This window comes from Vibrio sp. 10N.247.310.17 (assembly GCF_041466605.1).
GTDB lineage: Bacteria > Pseudomonadota > Gammaproteobacteria > Enterobacterales > Vibrionaceae > Vibrio > Vibrio tasmaniensis_A.
This window is the reverse complement of record NZ_JBFSTC010000002.1, coordinates 60,343-76,877: the sequence shown is the minus strand read 5'-3', so window position 1 is coordinate 76,877 and position 16,535 is coordinate 60,343. Positions and strand designations below refer to the sequence as shown.

The window sequence follows — 16,535 nt, the reverse complement described above, 5'->3', positions numbered from 1 at the left end:
TGCCGTAAACCATATCGATGACTTCTGTATCCATATCTCGATAAAAATGACAAAAATATTAATAGCTTAGGTAATCTCGCGTATGCGCAAAAAATGAACTATACGTTGTAGGGCAGGATGCAAATAACTTACGAAGAGGTTTCTATGACAGCGAAGTATGGCGCTAAACGTCGATTAGCGATTTTGGGTACAGCAATGATGGCCGCGTCTAGCGCCACTTTTGCAGCAGAAAAGCCAAATATATTGGTCATTTGGGGGGACGACATTGGTCAATCCAATGTGAGTGCGTACACATTTGGCTTAATGGGTTACCGCACTCCAAATATTGATAGCATCGCCAAAGAAGGCATGATGTTTACCGATTATTATGCGGAGCAGTCTTGTACCGCAGGTCGCTCAACGTTCATCACGGGTCAAAGTGTTCTTAGAACGGGTTTAAGTAAAGTTGGCCTTCCAGGAGCAGACATTGGTTTGCAAGCGGAGGATGCAACGATTGCAGAAATGCTTAAACCTATGGGGTACATGACAGGTCAATTTGGTAAAAACCACCTTGGCGATAAAGATGAATTCCTTCCAACAGCACACGGGTTTGACGAATTTTTTGGCAACCTTTACCACCTGAATGCTGAAGAAGAACCGGAGAATGAAGATTACCCAACTGACCCAGAGTTCCGTAAGAAATTTGGCCCTCGTGGTGTGATCAAATCATTCGCAGATGGCAAGATTGAAGATACAGGCCCACTAACGCGTAAGCGTATGGAAACGGTCGATGAAGAAACACTAGACGCGGCACTTGATTTCATGGATCGCGCAGTGAAAGCGGACAAACCATTCTTCGTTTGGTGGAACGCAACAAGAATGCACTTTAGAACGCACGTGCAGCCAGATAGCAAAGGTGTAACCGGCATCAGTAATTACGCTGATGGTATGGTTGAGCACGATCGACACGTTGGACAACTATTGAAGCAAGTGGATGAGTTGGGCATCAAAGACAACACCATCGTTTTCTACTCAACGGATAACGGTCCACACATGAACTCTTGGCCTGATGCCGGTACAACGCCGTTCCGTGGTGAGAAAAACACCAACTGGGAAGGCGCATACCGTGTACCAGCAATGGTTCGTTGGCCAGGAAAGATTGAACCGGGCAGTGTTTCAAATGAAATCATGCACCACATGGACTGGATGCCAACCTTCGTTGCAGCTGCTGGTGATGATCAGATCAAAGAGAAACTACTGAAAGGTCATACTGCGGGTGATAAAACGTTTAAAGTTCATCTAGATGGCTACAACTTCCTTCCTTACCTAACCGGTGAAGAAGAGAAAGGTCGTCGTTCGGAGATCTTCTACTTTACCGATGACGGTGACCTTGCGGCACTTCGTTACAACCAATGGAAAGCGGTGTTCATGGAGCAGCGTGCGACGGGTACCATGCAAATTTGGGCAGAACCGTTTGTAACGTTACGTCTTCCTAAGCTGTTTAACCTCCGAATGGACCCATACGAAAACGCAGATATCACATCGAATACGTACTATGACTGGTTGTTAGACCATGCCTATATGTTCGTTCCTGCGCAAGCGTATGTTGGCAAGTTCTTAGAAACCTTTGCTGAATATCCACCACGTCAAAAAGCAGCAAGCTTTAGCTTGGATCAGGTTATGGAAAAACTTCAAGAGAACCATAATAAGTAAGCTTTGGTTTATTGAAACTGATGTTTGATGAAACTGGTAACACGAAAGAGCTCTTCGGAGCTCTTTTTTTATGAGCATATCGATGAGTAGATATCAGTCGTGAATATGAATCACAACTATCGAGCCCACTGCCGCTAAATAATTGTAATTTCGTTGTTTTTACGTCTACCTTATTAAGCATAAGGATGTATAAAAACAAGGAATGTTATGTCTGCATGGTTGTGCTCACTAGTGAACGGATTGAAACACCAGCGAGTTGCAGTATTATCCGCAATGTTGTCTTTACCTATGTTGTCGACACTCAGTGTCAATGTGTATGCGAATGAACAAGCTCCGACGACGACTGAAGCTTCGCTTATTGATTCAGAAACCTTAGATGCCAGCTCTACCAAGGCTACGTATGTTGGTTCTGAAGCATGCGTTGACTGTCACAGCGAAGAAGTGGAAGCGTGGCAAGGCTCTCATCATGATATGGCGATGAAACACGCGACTGATGAGTCCGTTTTGGGCGATTTCAACGATCAAACCGTGACTCATAAAGGAAAGCCCAACCGTTTTTTTCGCAAGGGAGAAGAGTTTTGGGTCAACATCGAAGGGCCGGATGGCCAATTCAAAGATTACAAAATCAGCTATACCTTCGCCTTTGAACCTCTACAACAGTACATGGTTGAGTTTGAAGACGGACGCGTACAGTTGATTCCTTTCGCTTGGGACTCTCGCACTGAGGGCGAAGGCGGTCAACGCTGGTTTAACCCCTACCCGGATACCACCAACACTGATGAATTCTACTGGACCAATAGCGGTCAAAACTGGAACTTCATGTGTGCCGATTGCCACTCAACGAACCTAGAGAAAAACTACGACAGCGCGAGTAATACCTATAACACTACTTGGTCTGAGATTAATGTCGGTTGTGAAGCCTGTCATGGCCCTGCAAGCGAGCACGTTGAGCAGGCCCAGTTAGCCAAAGCGAATGGCGAAAAGGATGTTCAAGCCTCCGCGCATTATGGCTTTGATCGCGACTTGTCGAAGTCGGTTAAAGAATGGGTCTACCAAGAGGGCAACTCAACCCTGCAACCAAAAGACATCATCCATACCAACCAAGTTCAAACCTGTGCTCAATGCCACAGCCGACGTACTCAGTTAAATGAAACGGGTGACCACGTGAACGGGTCTTTCTTCGATAAGTATCGCTTGAGCTTGATTACCCCTGAGCTTTACCACAACGACGGTCAAATCTACGATGAAGATTACGTTTACGGATCTTTCTTGCAATCAGTGATGGCTGAAAAAGGCGTCACATGTACTAACTGTCACGATCCACATACTGCAGAACTGAAAATTGCCGAAGAAGCGGTGTGTAGCCAATGTCACATTGCATCAGAGTACACGCCTGAAAAACACACCTTCCACGAGGCGAATACCGAAGCTTCACAATGTACGACTTGTCACATGCCAGAGACGACTTACATGGAGGTCGACCCAAGACGCGACCACAGTTGGCATATCCCGTGTCCTGATATTAGCCAACACATTAAAACGCCGAACGTGTGTACTAGCTGTCATGAAGATCAAACCGACCAGTGGGCTGATAAACAAATCGGTAAATGGTTCCCAGATTCTAAGTATCGCAACCAACAACATTTTGCTGTCGCCTTTTACGCGGATTCAATAGGGCACAGAGGAGCAGAAGATGCACTGGCGTATTCGGCTCAAGATTCCAGCTTAAGCAACATCATTCGAGCATCAAGCTTAGAACGCTTGGGTGGCAACACGGGTAAGAACACGCTTATTTCATTGGCAAGAGCAGTGAAACACGATGATGAGATGATCCGTTTAGGCGTCGTGCAAGGTTCCTCAGGTTTTCCATTTACTGATCGTTGGCAGATTCTAGAGCCACTATTGAAAGATCCTGTATTGTCGATTCGCTCAGAAACCGCAGGTGCGTTGGTGCGTAACTGGGGAGAAATGAATCCTCTGCAGAAAGATCAAATCAAACCTGCATTGCAAGAATACATTGAGATACAGCAATTTAATGCCGACAGAGGGTTTGGTCGTACGAACCTAGGTAACGTTTACCGAGATTTAGGTCAACACGACAAAGCGATTGAGTTTTATCTAGGCGCTATCGACATTGAGCCTTACTTCGAGAACAGCTATGCCAACTTGGCTGATTTGTATCGAGCGCAAGGTAACGAAGCAAAAGCGTTGTCGACATTGAAGCAAGGTATTAAAGCTCAGCCGAAATCGAGTGTATTGCCATACAGCGCAGGATTATCTCTGCTTCGTGTGAAAGATTACGACCAAGCAACCGACTACCTTAAACAAGCCGCTGAAACTGCGCAAACTGACCCACAATATTGGTATGTGTACGGATTGGCTTTGGAGAAGTCTGATGTGCTTGCGGCAAGTAAATCATTGCACAAGGCTTACCAATTTAGCCGTAACCCACAGCACCTGTATGCCCAGTGTGAAGTGTTGGCGCGAAACAGCCATATACCGGGCGTACCAAAGGCGTTTGAGCAATGTATTTCATCACTGAGCAAAGTGGCACCGCCGGAGGCCATTAACCAATTGAAAGCTAAGTTTGAATAAAGCGATGAGGTGAGTTTGGCTATTGTGCTTGCTGCTTATTCCGCTTGTAACCAATTATCGCGCTTATGAGCAATTATCACGTTTATAATTTATCGCGCTGATGAACAATTATCACGTGTATAACTAATAGTTATGGGGCTTGTGAGTAGGATGTACGCAGCCAGATTGAATTAAGGGAAGACCTATGAACCATGCACAACAAGCAATAAACCAACTGATTGAACAAACAGAGAAAAGTGTTATCGGTCAGAGCCACGTCGTTCGGGCTCTGGTGATAGGGTTATTGACTAATGGGCATGTGCTTTTAGAGGGACTTCCCGGTACAGCGAAAACTCGTTCAGTGAAATCGCTGGCGAACCTACTGAACACCAGTTTTGGTCGAATTCAGTTTACGCCTGACCTGCTGCCATCAGATGTAACCGGTACAGAAGTGTATCAAGAGCTTGATGGCAAGCCTCAGCTGCATTTCCAACCGGGTCCTATTTTTAATAGCATCGTTCTGGCCGATGAAGTGAACCGTGCGCCCGCAAAAGTACAGGCTGCTCTGCTTGAAGCGATGGCAGAAGGGACGATTACGGTGGGTGGTCAAACTCACATCCTTCCTGACTTGTTCATGGTCTTGGCGACTCAAAACCCGGTTGAACAAGAAGGTACATATCCGCTACCTGAGGCGCAGATGGACCGTTTCATCATGAAAGTGACGGTCGACTACCCAGAAGACGAAGCGGAACGCGACATTATTAGATTGGTGCGTAGTGAAGAGTTAGGCAGCGAAACGAGCTCAGAGCTAGTCACACCGCAACACATCGATCCTGAATTAGTGCTTGAAGCACGTCGCCAGCTTCCTGATATTACGGTTTCTGATTTAGTCGAAAACTACATTGTGGCTTTGGTTATGGCGACTCGTAAGCCAGAGCGTTACCCAGAATCAAATTTGTCTAAATGGATAGAGATTGGTTCAAGCCCACGAGCGTCAATCTCGTTAGATAAATGTGCCCGCGCTTATGCGTGGCTACAGGGGCGTGACCACGTCACGTTAGATGATGTGCGTGCAATGCTACCCACCGTACTAGGACATCGATTCTCGTTGTCTTATGACGCATTGGCCGATGGTGTTGACCATCAAAGAGTGGTTGAAGAGCTGCTTGATAATGTTGAGATCGGATAACAAGGGAGCGTCATGGCGAAGCCAACACAAGCTCCCAGATCGCAAGGCCTTGATCCACGACTGTATTGTGATTACTCAAGGTTAGTGCGAATTCAGGCTCAAGCTGAGTCGTTTTCGCTACTGCCTCATCTAAAGGCGGGCAGCGTGCTGTCGGGTAGACACAACTCATTGTTCCGAGGTCGAGGTTTGAACTTCGAGGAGCTACGTCACTACCAACTTGGTGATGACATTCGTAATCTCGATTGGAAAGTCACGATGCGAACAGGCAAACCTCATGTTCGTAGTTATACCGAAGAGAAAGACCGTAATGTGATGATCTGTGTTGATCAGCGCAGCTCGATGTTCTTTGCTTCTCAAAACACTATGAAATCTGTTGTGGCCGCCGAAGTCGCAGCATTGTGTGGATGGCGAGTGCTGAAAGATGGTGACCGTGTCGGCTTCGTTTTAGCTTCACACCAAAAGCTCTTTCATACCAAAGCGCAGCGTTCTCAATCGGACTTATTGGCTCAACTAAAACACCTCACCAAAGCCAATCAAAGCTTAGGTGTCAGTGTGAGCGACAGCGAAGGTGTTGGGTTTAGCCAGTGGATTGAACTGATCAAACGCATGAGATTAAAGCAGTCGACCTTAATCTTTATTAGTGATTGGCGAGATTGCCAAGAGCAACATCTTGACCGACTAAAGCAACTGCAACAACACAACGATATCTTAGCCATTATGGTGACCGATCCATTAGAACAATCATTGCCTCAAGATCTTGCAAGCGCAAATTGGGTGGTGGGTGATGGTCGCTTTCAACTTAATCTGGATAGCCAATCTAAGGTTAACCTCGCAAGTGAAAGCCTTGCCCAAAAAGCGGCACTCCAGAAACAGTCGCTTGCTAAATTGATGGCGATGAAAAACCTTCCTTATATCGAATTAGACACGTCAGGCAATCACATTTCACAGCTGCAAAAGCTAGTGGGAGGGCGCTAGATGGCCGTTGAACATACGCCTCCAAGTACTTATATCCTTCGCGACCTACATGATGTCGCCATTCCCGAGAGCGTGAGCTGGATGCCGCAAACCATTGGTTGGAAGATCCTCGGCGTTATTCTGTTATTGGTCGCCATCTATCTGGCTTATCGCTTGGCGTTAAGGTGGTGGAATAACCGTTATCGTAAAGAAGCGCTTCAAGAGCTCATGGTATTGGATGCACGAGACAAGAACTCAACCGAACGAACCTTTAAAGTCCTTAAAGTGGTGCTTCGCTACCTAGACAGCAGCAATGCTAAGTTGTTTGGCCAAGCTTATGTAAACCGTTTGAATGCCTATCTGCCTGTTAACGCTAACGCGAGTGAAAAGAGCAATGCGTTCTTTGCCGATGAAGTTTCGGAATTATGGATGCAAAGCCTAATTGACCCTAATGTGCGTCTGAGCTTTGAACAGCGATTAGAGGTAATTCAAACCGCGATGATGTGGCTAAAGCTTCATAAACCCGATGTACAAACAAAACCGAATGTACAGGTAATGGCTGAGGGGCAAGACAATGTTTGATGTTTTATCTGCCAGCTTTGAATTTGCGCACCCACTGTGGTTTATCGCACTACCTTTGCCTTTACTCGTTTACTTCGCCGTACCTGCTTATCGCACTAAACAAATGGCCATCAAGGTGCCATTTTTCAGTGAGTTGGTTGAAGCGATTGGCGAGGCTCCATCAGAAGGTGCAAGCCAATTAACACCAAGCTGGTGGCAACGCACTACGCTGATCATTACCTGGGTATTAGTGATCTGCGCATTAGCGAAACCTACCATTCTTGGTGAGCCACAAGTTCGTGAACAATTAGGTCGCGACGTGATGGTGGTTGTCGATTTGTCTGGCTCAATGGCTGAACAAGATTTTACGTCTAAACAAGGGGATAAAATCTCTCGCTTAGATGCGACCAAAGAGGTGTTAGCCGATTTCGCGAAAACCAGAAAAGGGGACCGACTCGGTTTGATCTTGTTTGGTGATGCAGCGTTTGTACAAACGCCATTTACCGCCGACCAAGATGTATGGCTTGAACTGCTTAATCAAACCGATGTCGCGATGGCAGGGCAAAGCACGCACTTAGGTGATGCGATTGGTCTTGCGATTAAGGTGTTTGAGCAAAGTGAGAAGCAAAGTGCTGCCGTTCAAGATTCAAGTGTTGATGCCAACGTGAAAGAGAAAGTCGTGATCGTATTAACCGACGGTAATGACACCGGAAGCTTTGTTGAACCGATTGATGCCGCCAAAGTCGCCAAGGCGAAAGGCGTTCGTATTCACGTTATCGCCATGGGTGATCCTCAAACCGTGGGAGAAGTGGCGTTGGATATGGAAACCATCAAACGAGTAGCGCAAGAATCCGGTGGTGAAGCCTTTGAGGCACTTAACCGCGACGAACTTACCAAAGCCTACGCTCAGATTGGTGAGCTAGAACCACAATTATATGAAAGTACCACTTATCGCCCTAAACAGGGGCTGCACCATTACTTAATGGCGATTGTTGTTGTGATGTATCTGACTGCCTTTAGTCTGGCGACTTTACGTAGAAGGTCGCTTTTGGCTTCTAAAACTAAAAAATTGAAAGGAGAGGATGATGCCTGATTCTCTCACTCTGCAACAGTTCTTTACCCAGTTTCATTTTATCCGACCTTTGTGGTTGTTGGCCTTTATTCCGATGTTCTTCCTGTTATGGGTTCGTTGGAGAGAAGAGACCAAACCAACGTGGAAAGACATTCTACCTGCACACTTACGTGATGCATTGACCATTGGTGAAACAGGCTGGCGTAGGCAGCTGCCATTGAAGCTATTGGTGGTGATTGTAACTATCGCCATCATTATCTGTTCTGGCCCAACATGGCAACGTGAGGCTTCGCCTTTTGGTGAAGACAAAGCGTCGATGTTGGTTGTGCTTGATAACAGTGAATCTATGCTCGCTAAAGACTTACCACCGAGTCGCTTGGAACGATCTAAGCAGAAGATTAGAGACTTATTAGCAGCTCGGAAAGGCGGTAATACGGGCTTAGTTGTTTACGCAGGCAGCGCACACGTCGCGATGCCCGTTACTCAAGACAGCAAGGTATTCGAACCGTTTCTAGCGGCTATCACACCCGATATCATGCCGGTATCAGGTAAGTCAGCAGAAGAAGCACTGCCATTGATTAATCAACAACTGTCTGGTGAGTTAGGCTCTTCTGTACTGCTGGTATCAGATGGTGTCAACCCAAGCACCATTAGGGCGTACGAGAGTTTCTTTAACGACAATCCGTATCAGTTGCTCATTCTCGCCGCAGGAAACAGTAATGTGGTGAGCGATAACCCAGTCGACCTAGATTCACTGCGTAACTTAGCGAGTAAGACGGGTGGACGAGTGGTTGAGGTGACCGTTGATGATTCGGATATCCAACAACTGAACAGAGCGGTTGAAAGAAACATGCAGCTCAACGGCGAATCTTCAATGCCTTGGAAAGACATGGGCTATGGCTTGCTTATCCCAATGGCGATTATCATGTTGTTGTGGTTCAGAAAAGGATGGCTGGTGCAGTGGTGTGTCGTTGGTCTAGTGATTTCGGGCAGCATTTATTCACCAAGCACTTTTGCGAAAACAGTCAACTTAACTGCTGAGAAACCCGTTGTGGTGGAGTCGGTTACGGTTTGGGATAAAACAGCCCAATGGTGGTGGGATTTATGGTTAACGCCCGACCAGCAAGGTCAACGCCTGTTGAACCAGAAGGAATACCTTGAAGCGGCAAAACATTTTACTGACCCAATGCGAAAGGGCGCGGCTTACTACTATGCTCGTGATTTTAAGTTAGCTCACAGTGCCTTTTTACAAACCAAAACCGATTATGGTTTGTATAACGCCGCGAGTGCTTTAGCTCGACAGCGAGAATACCTTGCCGCGCGAGACCTTTTGAAGTCATTAAGCGAGAAAGAGGGTCTGTCACCAGAACTAAGAACGGATGTGGAGAACAATCTTGCTGTGCTTAGTGGCATTGTCGAAGAGGTTAATCGCACCAGTGAAAGCCAATCAGGCACAACTGATGGCCCTGAAGAATCTTTAGAATTAGATGACGACCAGCCGCGCACGGGTGATGGTGCAGACGAGGAAACGGTAGCGGAATTGATGCTTAAGGAAACACTTAACGCGAATGAGATTTTGGGTAGCCAAGAGCTTGCCGACAAGTGGTTGAAGCGAGTAGAAGCCGATCCTAAGTTCTTCTTGAAATCCAAATTCCAAATTCAGTTAAGAGATCCTGCGCCTTCGATCGAGCAGATGCGAAAACAAGAACAGACGCCAAAACAGGAGCAAACCCAATGAGTCGACATGATTTAGCTCTTGAATTGATTCAAGTAAAGGTAGGGCGCTCAGAATCCTTTAAACTAACCAAGACCTTGCTTGTGTCGATGGTTCTATTGATTAGCACTGTTTTCCCTACACTTGCTTCTGCGACGGATATCTATGATCTGCAGAAGAGTGGTGATGTTGAACTGATCGCTTGGGTTGGAGACAAACCGAAGTCAGGCGATAAGATAACGCCGACTAAAGTGAGCGTTAATGAGCAGGTAATTCTGAATATTGAGGTGGCGACGCCGCGTTGGTTAACGGGAGGGACTCGAATCGGCAGTATCGAAATCCCTAACGTGATCGCTAAGCAACGTAACCAACTCGCGACTAATTACACGGAACGGGTCAATGGCACTACATGGTCGCGTCAACGTTGGGAAGTGACGCTTTATCCGATGACTTCTGGCGAGTTTGTGATTCCAACCGTACCGGTTCGTATTCAAGTGTCAGCTCCTGATGGGTCAAACGTTGGTGGCACGCTTTATACGCAGCCGATTAAGTTTGAAGCCTCATTACCGTCTGGTTTGTTAAGCGATGAATCGCCTTGGTTTTCAGCGACAGACGTGGATGTTGAGCAGCAATGGCAACGTTCGAGCGAAGACTTAAAAGTGGGTGATGCGGTTACTCGAACCGTGACCATCAAAGCGAAAGACAGTTTGTCGGTGTTACTTCCCAATGTGTTGACCAATGAATCGACACAGCAATATCAAGCTTACCCGCAACCTAATCGTTTAGATGACACACAAGAACGTGGTGACTACCGTTCCAGTAGAATTGAAGAGACGGTTTATGTGATTCAGCAAGGTGGTGAGTTTACCTTACCGGAGTTCACATTCCAGTGGTGGGACAGCAAAAAACAGCGTCTTGAGAGCGTGGTAATAAAAGGCGAAGTGTTTGAAGCAAAACACACATTCCAATCCTTCATCAAAGCTTACATGTCGGTCTTTATAAACATTGGTTTGGCAGTGGTCTTATGTGGCATGTTATTCGTTGCGGCGAAGCGCTATTACAAAAATCGACCAACACCAAGTTGGTTGGTATTGCGTCGTTTGCTTAAGCAAAATAATTGGCCCGCATTGAGAACCTTTATCTATCGTCAATTACGAAACGAAACCTCTCAGCTAGAGCTGGATAAAGCGCAGCTAAGTAAAGAGCAACTGGGTAAAGCGAACGAACAAAAGCGTTGGATAGAAGACAGTGAATCCCTCCAACAAGGGCGAGAAGACAAAAACGTATTTACTCGTTTGTGGAGAGGGTTACGTAACTTACCCAATGACACATCAAACTCAAGCAATTCTCGTTCAATTTTCGACCGCTTGAAAATCCCTAAAGCCTTGCCAGACTTAAAAGATAGAACTAAGTAGCAAACTTTAGTCATTCGCATCGAACAAAATCGGCAGGCTCTCTACTATAGGGGACCTGCTTCTTTAATATGGAACTGTATGAAAAGCACCGAACTCAATTTAATTCCTATATTTGTTGCTATCTATGAAGAGCAGAACTTATCTAGGGCTGCTAATCGCATGGATATAAGCCAACCTGCTGTGAGCAAAGCGCTTGCACGGTTGCGAGATATCTATGACGAGCCACTGTTTCACCGAACCACATCAGGCGTAGAGCCAACCACATTCGCTATTGATATCTACCCGGCAATGGCCGCTGCGCTAAAAAACTTTACGTCTACCTTATCCGCATCAAGAGATTTCGACCCCAAAACTTCAGGGCGCGTGTATTCAATTGCCTGCGTCTCGGCGGCGAGCTACGAAATGATGCCAAGAGTGATGCAGTTAATCAGCCAAGTTGCACCTGGTATCGCGTTAGAAATTCACCCTCTATTTACGGAAGATTACGAGTCTGATTTAAGGCTTCAAAGACATGATGTTATTATCGATATGACACCTAAAGGAAGAACCATGCTCAAGCATGAGGTGATTTCTAAAGAGGAGCTGGTGGTCGTTTGCCGCAAAGACCATCCTACGATTGGTGATACGATTGATATGGAGCAGTTCTTATCAGTTGAGCATGTGGTTGTATCTCGTTGGCATGCACGTAAAAGCTTATTGAGTTCTGAACACTACAGTGACCTTGAAAAACGAAGAATAGTCTATCGTGCTGCGGGTGTTGTTGAGATGCTTCCAGTTATTGAGGGCTCTGATTACATCGGAGTGTTACCTATGTCATCGGTGCGTTGTTTTTCTGAAAAGTACGCGGTTAAAACACTACCACTGCCATTCGAATTGGAAGACCTCGATATGTGTATGATTTGGCACCCGAGTCGCACTAATGAACCTAGCCACAAGTGGTTGCGGGCTAAGATCAAAGCGGCAGCAAAAGACATATCAAGTTAACCTTTAAAGGGAGTTTAATGGAAAATGTTTGTGTGAATAGCCGTTATTCCTAGCACTGACATACGTTGATTGGATTTCGACCTAACAACAGGCAATCAAAAAGAGCCGCTTATCTGTTTTGACTGAATCAGTCTGAATTGATAAGTGGCTCTTTTACTTGGTGTGGGTTTCGACATTAAAACTAAGAAACCTCAATGACATCTTTTATTCGGTAATTTCTTGGAGAACTTCTCCAATTGAACCACTTGGTTGAGTGATACCCAGTTTATTCGAAAGCGTTGGTGCAATGTCGTATGGCGTGATTGCACGCGAGATTTTCTGAGCTTCAACGTCGTAGCCTGCGAAGATGACAGGGACATGTGTATCGTACTTCCATGGCGAGCCATGAGTCGAGGCGATTTGAAGGCCTTCCATGTCGTTAATGTAGCTACGTGGAGCAAATACCACATACACATCGCCAGAACGAGCTGGGTGGTAGTTGTTCTTAATGAGCTGCATTACATGAGTATCAGGTACTCGGTTTGCCGCGATATCACTGCTTGATACGGCAAACGCCACTCCCTTCACTTTCGCTATTTCATCGGCGATCGCTTCCTGTACTTTAGCTAGGTCAAGTTTCTTCTCTGCGATTAAATCGTGATTCAGATAAATATAAGGCTGTGCGTACAAGCGTATTGCGTCTTTGGATAAACCAAACTCATCCTTCAACCTTTGCTCTACGCCACTCGAGAGCAGTGTGTCTTTATTGAAGTATTGAGCTTGATTGAAGCCAAGCGCATTTGCCGCAGGTGAAGATTCAGGTACACCGTGGTCGGCAGACAACACAATTAGTGTATTCTTTAGTCCGACTTGGTGATCAACGGTTTTAAGAAGCTTGGCGATCGTCTTATCAAGTCTGATAAGGTTGTCTTCTGTCTCTAGGCTTTCAGGGCCGTATAAGTGCACCACGTAGTCGTTTGATGAGAAACTTACAGACAGGTAATCGGTCACGTCACCTTGACCTAGCTTCTCTTGCATCAACAGTGTGCTTGCAAAGTTTTCTGTGATTTCATCGCCAGCCGGGCTAACGGTTAGCGTTGTGCTGTAGTACTTGTAACTCGCGGGGCCATAAGGGTGAGGGAAGGTGCGTTGGAAATCACCGAGTTTCACTTTGTGTTCGGTATCGTGCTCTTGCAGCGTGTAGTTTTCACGTGGTAATGAGAGATCCCACTTCTGTTTCGAGTACTCTGCAGCAATCGCTTTCTCGTTCCAACGTGATACCCAATCTGGATACTCGTCGTAGTAATAGTTGCTGGTGACAAACTCAGATTGCGCTTTGGAGAACCAGAAGGCTTTACCACTGTGTCCCGCCAATGAGATTGCGCCGCGGTCTTTCACGGATACACCGAACACTTTTGATTTGCCACTATTGGAAATTGTCAGCTCGTCACCAAACGTGGTGGCAAGTATAGGCTCTGGAGATCGCCCATCACCTTGTGCTGTCTTCTGAGTTGGGTCGATCTCAGTTGCTTTATCGACACCCGCACCAGAGGTCAACATTTTGTAGTTACCGTCTTCTACGTTATACACCAAACGTTCTTCGCTACGGTCATACCAAACGTTACCTACCATGCCGTGTACGCTCGGTGGAGCGCCGGTTGCAAGCGACACATGGCCCACGATCGTTTCCGTGTTGCCATGTTGATAGTTCGCGTTGGTGTAGTAAGTACCGTTATCCATTAAGTACCGGAAACCACCTTCACCGAAGTTGTGCTTATATCGTTCGATAAGATCTGCGCGCAGGCCATCTACCGTGATTTGAAGGACTAGATTTGGCTTCTCTGCTGCTGAGACAGGGAAGGCACAGAGTAACGCGAGTGTAAGTCCTGAAAGCTTGGTGTATTGCATAGAAGTTCCTTATTCAGCGTTGCCGCAGAGTTCTAACGTTTGGTCAGATTTCTAACGTGTGTCAAATTTCTAATGTGTGTATAGTGCAAGTCGTATTTTAGTATCGCTTGTGAAGATTGTTGATTCATAACCGTTGGCACCTTTAGTTAGTTCATTCTTTAACTAGCTCACAGCTTTAGCTAGTTCGTATCCTTAACTAAACGCAGGCCCATATCTGACATAGTGATCGATTGGCTTGCGAAGTCGCGACGGTAACTTTCAGATTCGTTTTCGTCATAAGCAAAGCTGCCACCGCGAACCGATTTATGTGATAAACCAACGTCGCTGTGTTTTGCGTTGTTAGGATTGTCTGTTGGACCGAATCGGTAGAAGGTGTCATCGAAGGCATCAATCACAAACTCACCCACGTTTCCGGTCATGTCATATAAGCCTAGTTCATTTGGCTTCTTTAGCCCGACTGGATGTGCGCTATTTTTAGAATTTGCTGAGTACCACGCAACATCATCTAAGTTATTGGAACCACTGTAAGTATAGCCTTTGCTCTTGTTGCCACCTTTCGCTGCAAATTCCCATTCAGCTTCAGTCGGCAGACGGTATTCTTCACCTGTAAGTTCGTTCAATTGTTCAACGAAGTAGTTCGCCTGTTGCCAACTTAAGTTATTGACCGGAACTTGTGGGTTTTGGAAATAACTGAGAGATGAACCCATCACCGATTCGAACAATTCTTGAGTCACCTCAAACTTCGCAATGTAGAAACTATCTACAGTTATATCTCGCGCTGGTTGTTCTGCTTTGGTCGCTTCAGGATCGTTCGAACCCATGGTGAATGTACCACCTTCAACTAGCACCATCTCTTGGTCGATTTGTTGGGCGATAGGGTGTGTAGGCACGCTCGCACAGCCGCTTAGGAAAATAGTCATGGTGACGCTGCTGATCGCCGCTAATTGTTTGTAATTGAAAAATTTCATCACGTGCCTCGAATGTTCGAAATAGAGGGCAATTTTAACGTTTAAGGTCATTCCTATTGGTTATAAAGGGTATAACATGCCACTGACTGAAATAGGCATTATGATGGCTACAGACACTAAGATAGGTAGATAAATCATGCACATTACTCAAGGTCCACAATACAATGGTAAAGCGTCTAAACGCTTGCATGTTATGGCTAAGCCAATTGGCGCAGCATGCAACATTGACTGTAAATATTGTTATTACCTAAGTAAGCAAGATTTGTTGGAGTACAAGAAAGGCAGTTCTCCAAGAATGGATGATGAGACGCTAGAAACCTACATCCGACAATATATCGAAGGTCAAAACACGCCTGAAATTATCTTCTCATGGCAGGGCGGCGAGCCAACTATGCTGGGTTTAGCGTACTTTGAAAGAGTGGTTGAGCTACAAAAAAAGTACCAGCCTGAAGGTGTGTTGATTTCAAATGATCTACAAACCAATGGCACACTGCTGAATGACGATTGGGGCCGATTCTTAGCAAAGAATAACTTCCTGATTGGCTTGAGTATTGATGGCCCTGAAATGCTGCACAATGCGTATCGTGTTAATAGAGCAGGCCGTGGTACATTCAAACAAGTGATGGCGGCGGTTGAGTTGCTGCACAAACATCAAGTTAAATTTGCAACGTTGACTTGTGTGAATAACCTCACCAGTCAAAATGCACTTGAGGTGTATCGCTTCCTACGTGATGTGGTGAAGTCTCCACAAATGCAGTTTATTCCTATCGTTGAACAGAAAACCTTTAGAACGGTTGCGCCACAAACATCCCAAGTGAGTGAGCAGCTAAAACAAGGCGACAAACGCCTGATCCCCGGCCATAAAGATTCGATCATGGAATCGTGGTGTGTGTCGGACTTGGCTTGGGGTAACTTCCTGATCTCTGTGTTTGATGAGTGGGCGAAGAACGACATCGGTAAAGTGTTCGTTCAGTATTTTGAAGCGAGCTTAGAAACGTGGATTGGTCGTCCGAATCCGCTTTGCACTCTGAATGAGATCTGCGGTAAAGGCCTAGCGATGGAGCCAAACGGTGATGTGTTCTCTTGTGACCACTACGTTTACCCTGAATACAAAATTGGCAATATCCACCACGAGAAGCTTGATGATTTGGCGTACAGCGCACCACAGCAAAAGTTTGGTTTTGCTAAATCACGCACAATGACCAGTCAATGTCAGCAGTGTGAGTACAAGTTTGCTTGTCATGGTGAATGTCCGAAAAACCGCTTTATCAAAACTCGCGCAGGTGAACCGGGCTTGAACTACTTATGTGCTGGTTGGCACAAGTTCTTTTCTCATGCCGACAAGTCGATGGCTTATATTGCTCGTGCGATGGGGCACTCAGTGGCTCATGGCAAATTCAGTGACTCGGTATTGATGGCGCATCGTGCAAAACAGGCGCAACAAGCTACGTTCGAGACCAAGTTTTAACTCGTTTTTTGGGTCAACGGCCCAAGATAAATTTAATCAGATACGAGTCTAAGGACA

12 protein-coding genes are annotated in these 16,535 nt (G+C 46.0%); 10 read left to right on the top strand and 2 right to left on the bottom strand.

Translation table 11 applies throughout. The annotated features are described in order from the left end of the window. The first annotated feature begins 144 nt into the window (after positions 1–144). The 9 genes from AB6D80_RS01060 to AB6D80_RS01020 all read left to right on the top strand — a co-directional run bounded on the left by AB6D80_RS01060 (position 145) and on the right by AB6D80_RS01020 (position 12,155). Positions 145–1,692 carry an arylsulfatase gene (locus AB6D80_RS01060; RefSeq protein ID WP_029222847.1) on the top strand — a complete coding sequence of 516 codons (1,548 nt, stop codon included), beginning with the start codon at positions 145–147 and terminating at the stop codon, positions 1,690–1,692. A 207-nt stretch (positions 1,693–1,899) separates the two neighbouring features. Further along, positions 1,900–4,287, top strand: a complete 2,388-nt coding sequence (locus AB6D80_RS01055; RefSeq protein ID WP_372187566.1) for a tetratricopeptide repeat protein — start codon at positions 1,900–1,902, stop codon at positions 4,285–4,287. Positions 4,288–4,471: 184 nt separating this feature from the next. Beyond that, a complete protein-coding gene (locus AB6D80_RS01050; protein ID WP_372065912.1) occupies positions 4,472–5,455 on the top strand; it encodes an AAA family ATPase in 984 nt (327 codons plus the stop codon). A 12-nt stretch (positions 5,456–5,467) separates the two neighbouring features. Beyond that, positions 5,468–6,430 (top strand): DUF58 domain-containing protein, encoded by a 963-nt coding sequence (locus tag AB6D80_RS01045; RefSeq protein WP_048608531.1) that lies wholly within the window; start codon positions 5,468–5,470, stop codon positions 6,428–6,430. Continuing rightward, entirely contained in the window at positions 6,431–6,991 is a 561-nt protein-coding gene (locus tag AB6D80_RS01040) for a DUF4381 domain-containing protein (RefSeq protein ID WP_102582414.1), read from the top strand. Continuing rightward, a complete protein-coding gene (locus tag AB6D80_RS01035; RefSeq protein WP_102249222.1) occupies positions 6,984–8,063 on the top strand; it encodes a VWA domain-containing protein in 1,080 nt (359 codons plus the stop codon). The genes AB6D80_RS01040 and AB6D80_RS01035 overlap by 8 nt, the downstream gene beginning before the upstream one ends. Beyond that, a complete protein-coding gene (locus AB6D80_RS01030) occupies positions 8,056–9,780 on the top strand; it encodes a VWA domain-containing protein (protein WP_102249223.1) in 1,725 nt (574 codons plus the stop codon). Before AB6D80_RS01035 ends, AB6D80_RS01030 begins: the two co-directional genes overlap by 8 nt. Beyond that, on the top strand, positions 9,777–11,171 hold the full coding sequence (locus AB6D80_RS01025; protein ID WP_102249224.1) for a BatD family protein: 1,395 nt from the start codon (positions 9,777–9,779) through the stop codon (positions 11,169–11,171). Before AB6D80_RS01030 ends, AB6D80_RS01025 begins: the two co-directional genes overlap by 4 nt. A gap of 78 nt (positions 11,172–11,249) precedes the next feature. After that, a complete protein-coding gene (locus tag AB6D80_RS01020) occupies positions 11,250–12,155 on the top strand; it encodes a LysR family transcriptional regulator (protein WP_102249225.1) in 906 nt (301 codons plus the stop codon). Positions 12,156–12,359: 204 nt separating this feature from the next. Here the strand turns inward: AB6D80_RS01020 and AB6D80_RS01015 are convergent, their stop codons facing one another. After that, positions 12,360–14,042 (bottom strand): alkaline phosphatase family protein, encoded by a 1,683-nt coding sequence (locus AB6D80_RS01015; RefSeq protein ID WP_372187564.1) that lies wholly within the window; start codon positions 14,040–14,042, stop codon positions 12,360–12,362. Positions 14,043–14,221: 179 nt separating this feature from the next. Beyond that, complete coding sequence (locus AB6D80_RS01010) at positions 14,222–15,010, bottom strand: SUMF1/EgtB/PvdO family nonheme iron enzyme (protein ID WP_102249227.1); 789 nt, start codon at positions 15,008–15,010, stop codon at positions 14,222–14,224. A gap of 136 nt (positions 15,011–15,146) precedes the next feature. On the opposite strand from AB6D80_RS01010, the gene AB6D80_RS01005 reads away from it, so the two are divergent. After that, positions 15,147–16,478, top strand: coding sequence for an anaerobic sulfatase maturase (locus AB6D80_RS01005; protein ID WP_102249228.1), 1,332 nt, complete (start codon positions 15,147–15,149; stop codon positions 16,476–16,478). Positions 16,479–16,535: the final 57 nt, after the last annotated feature.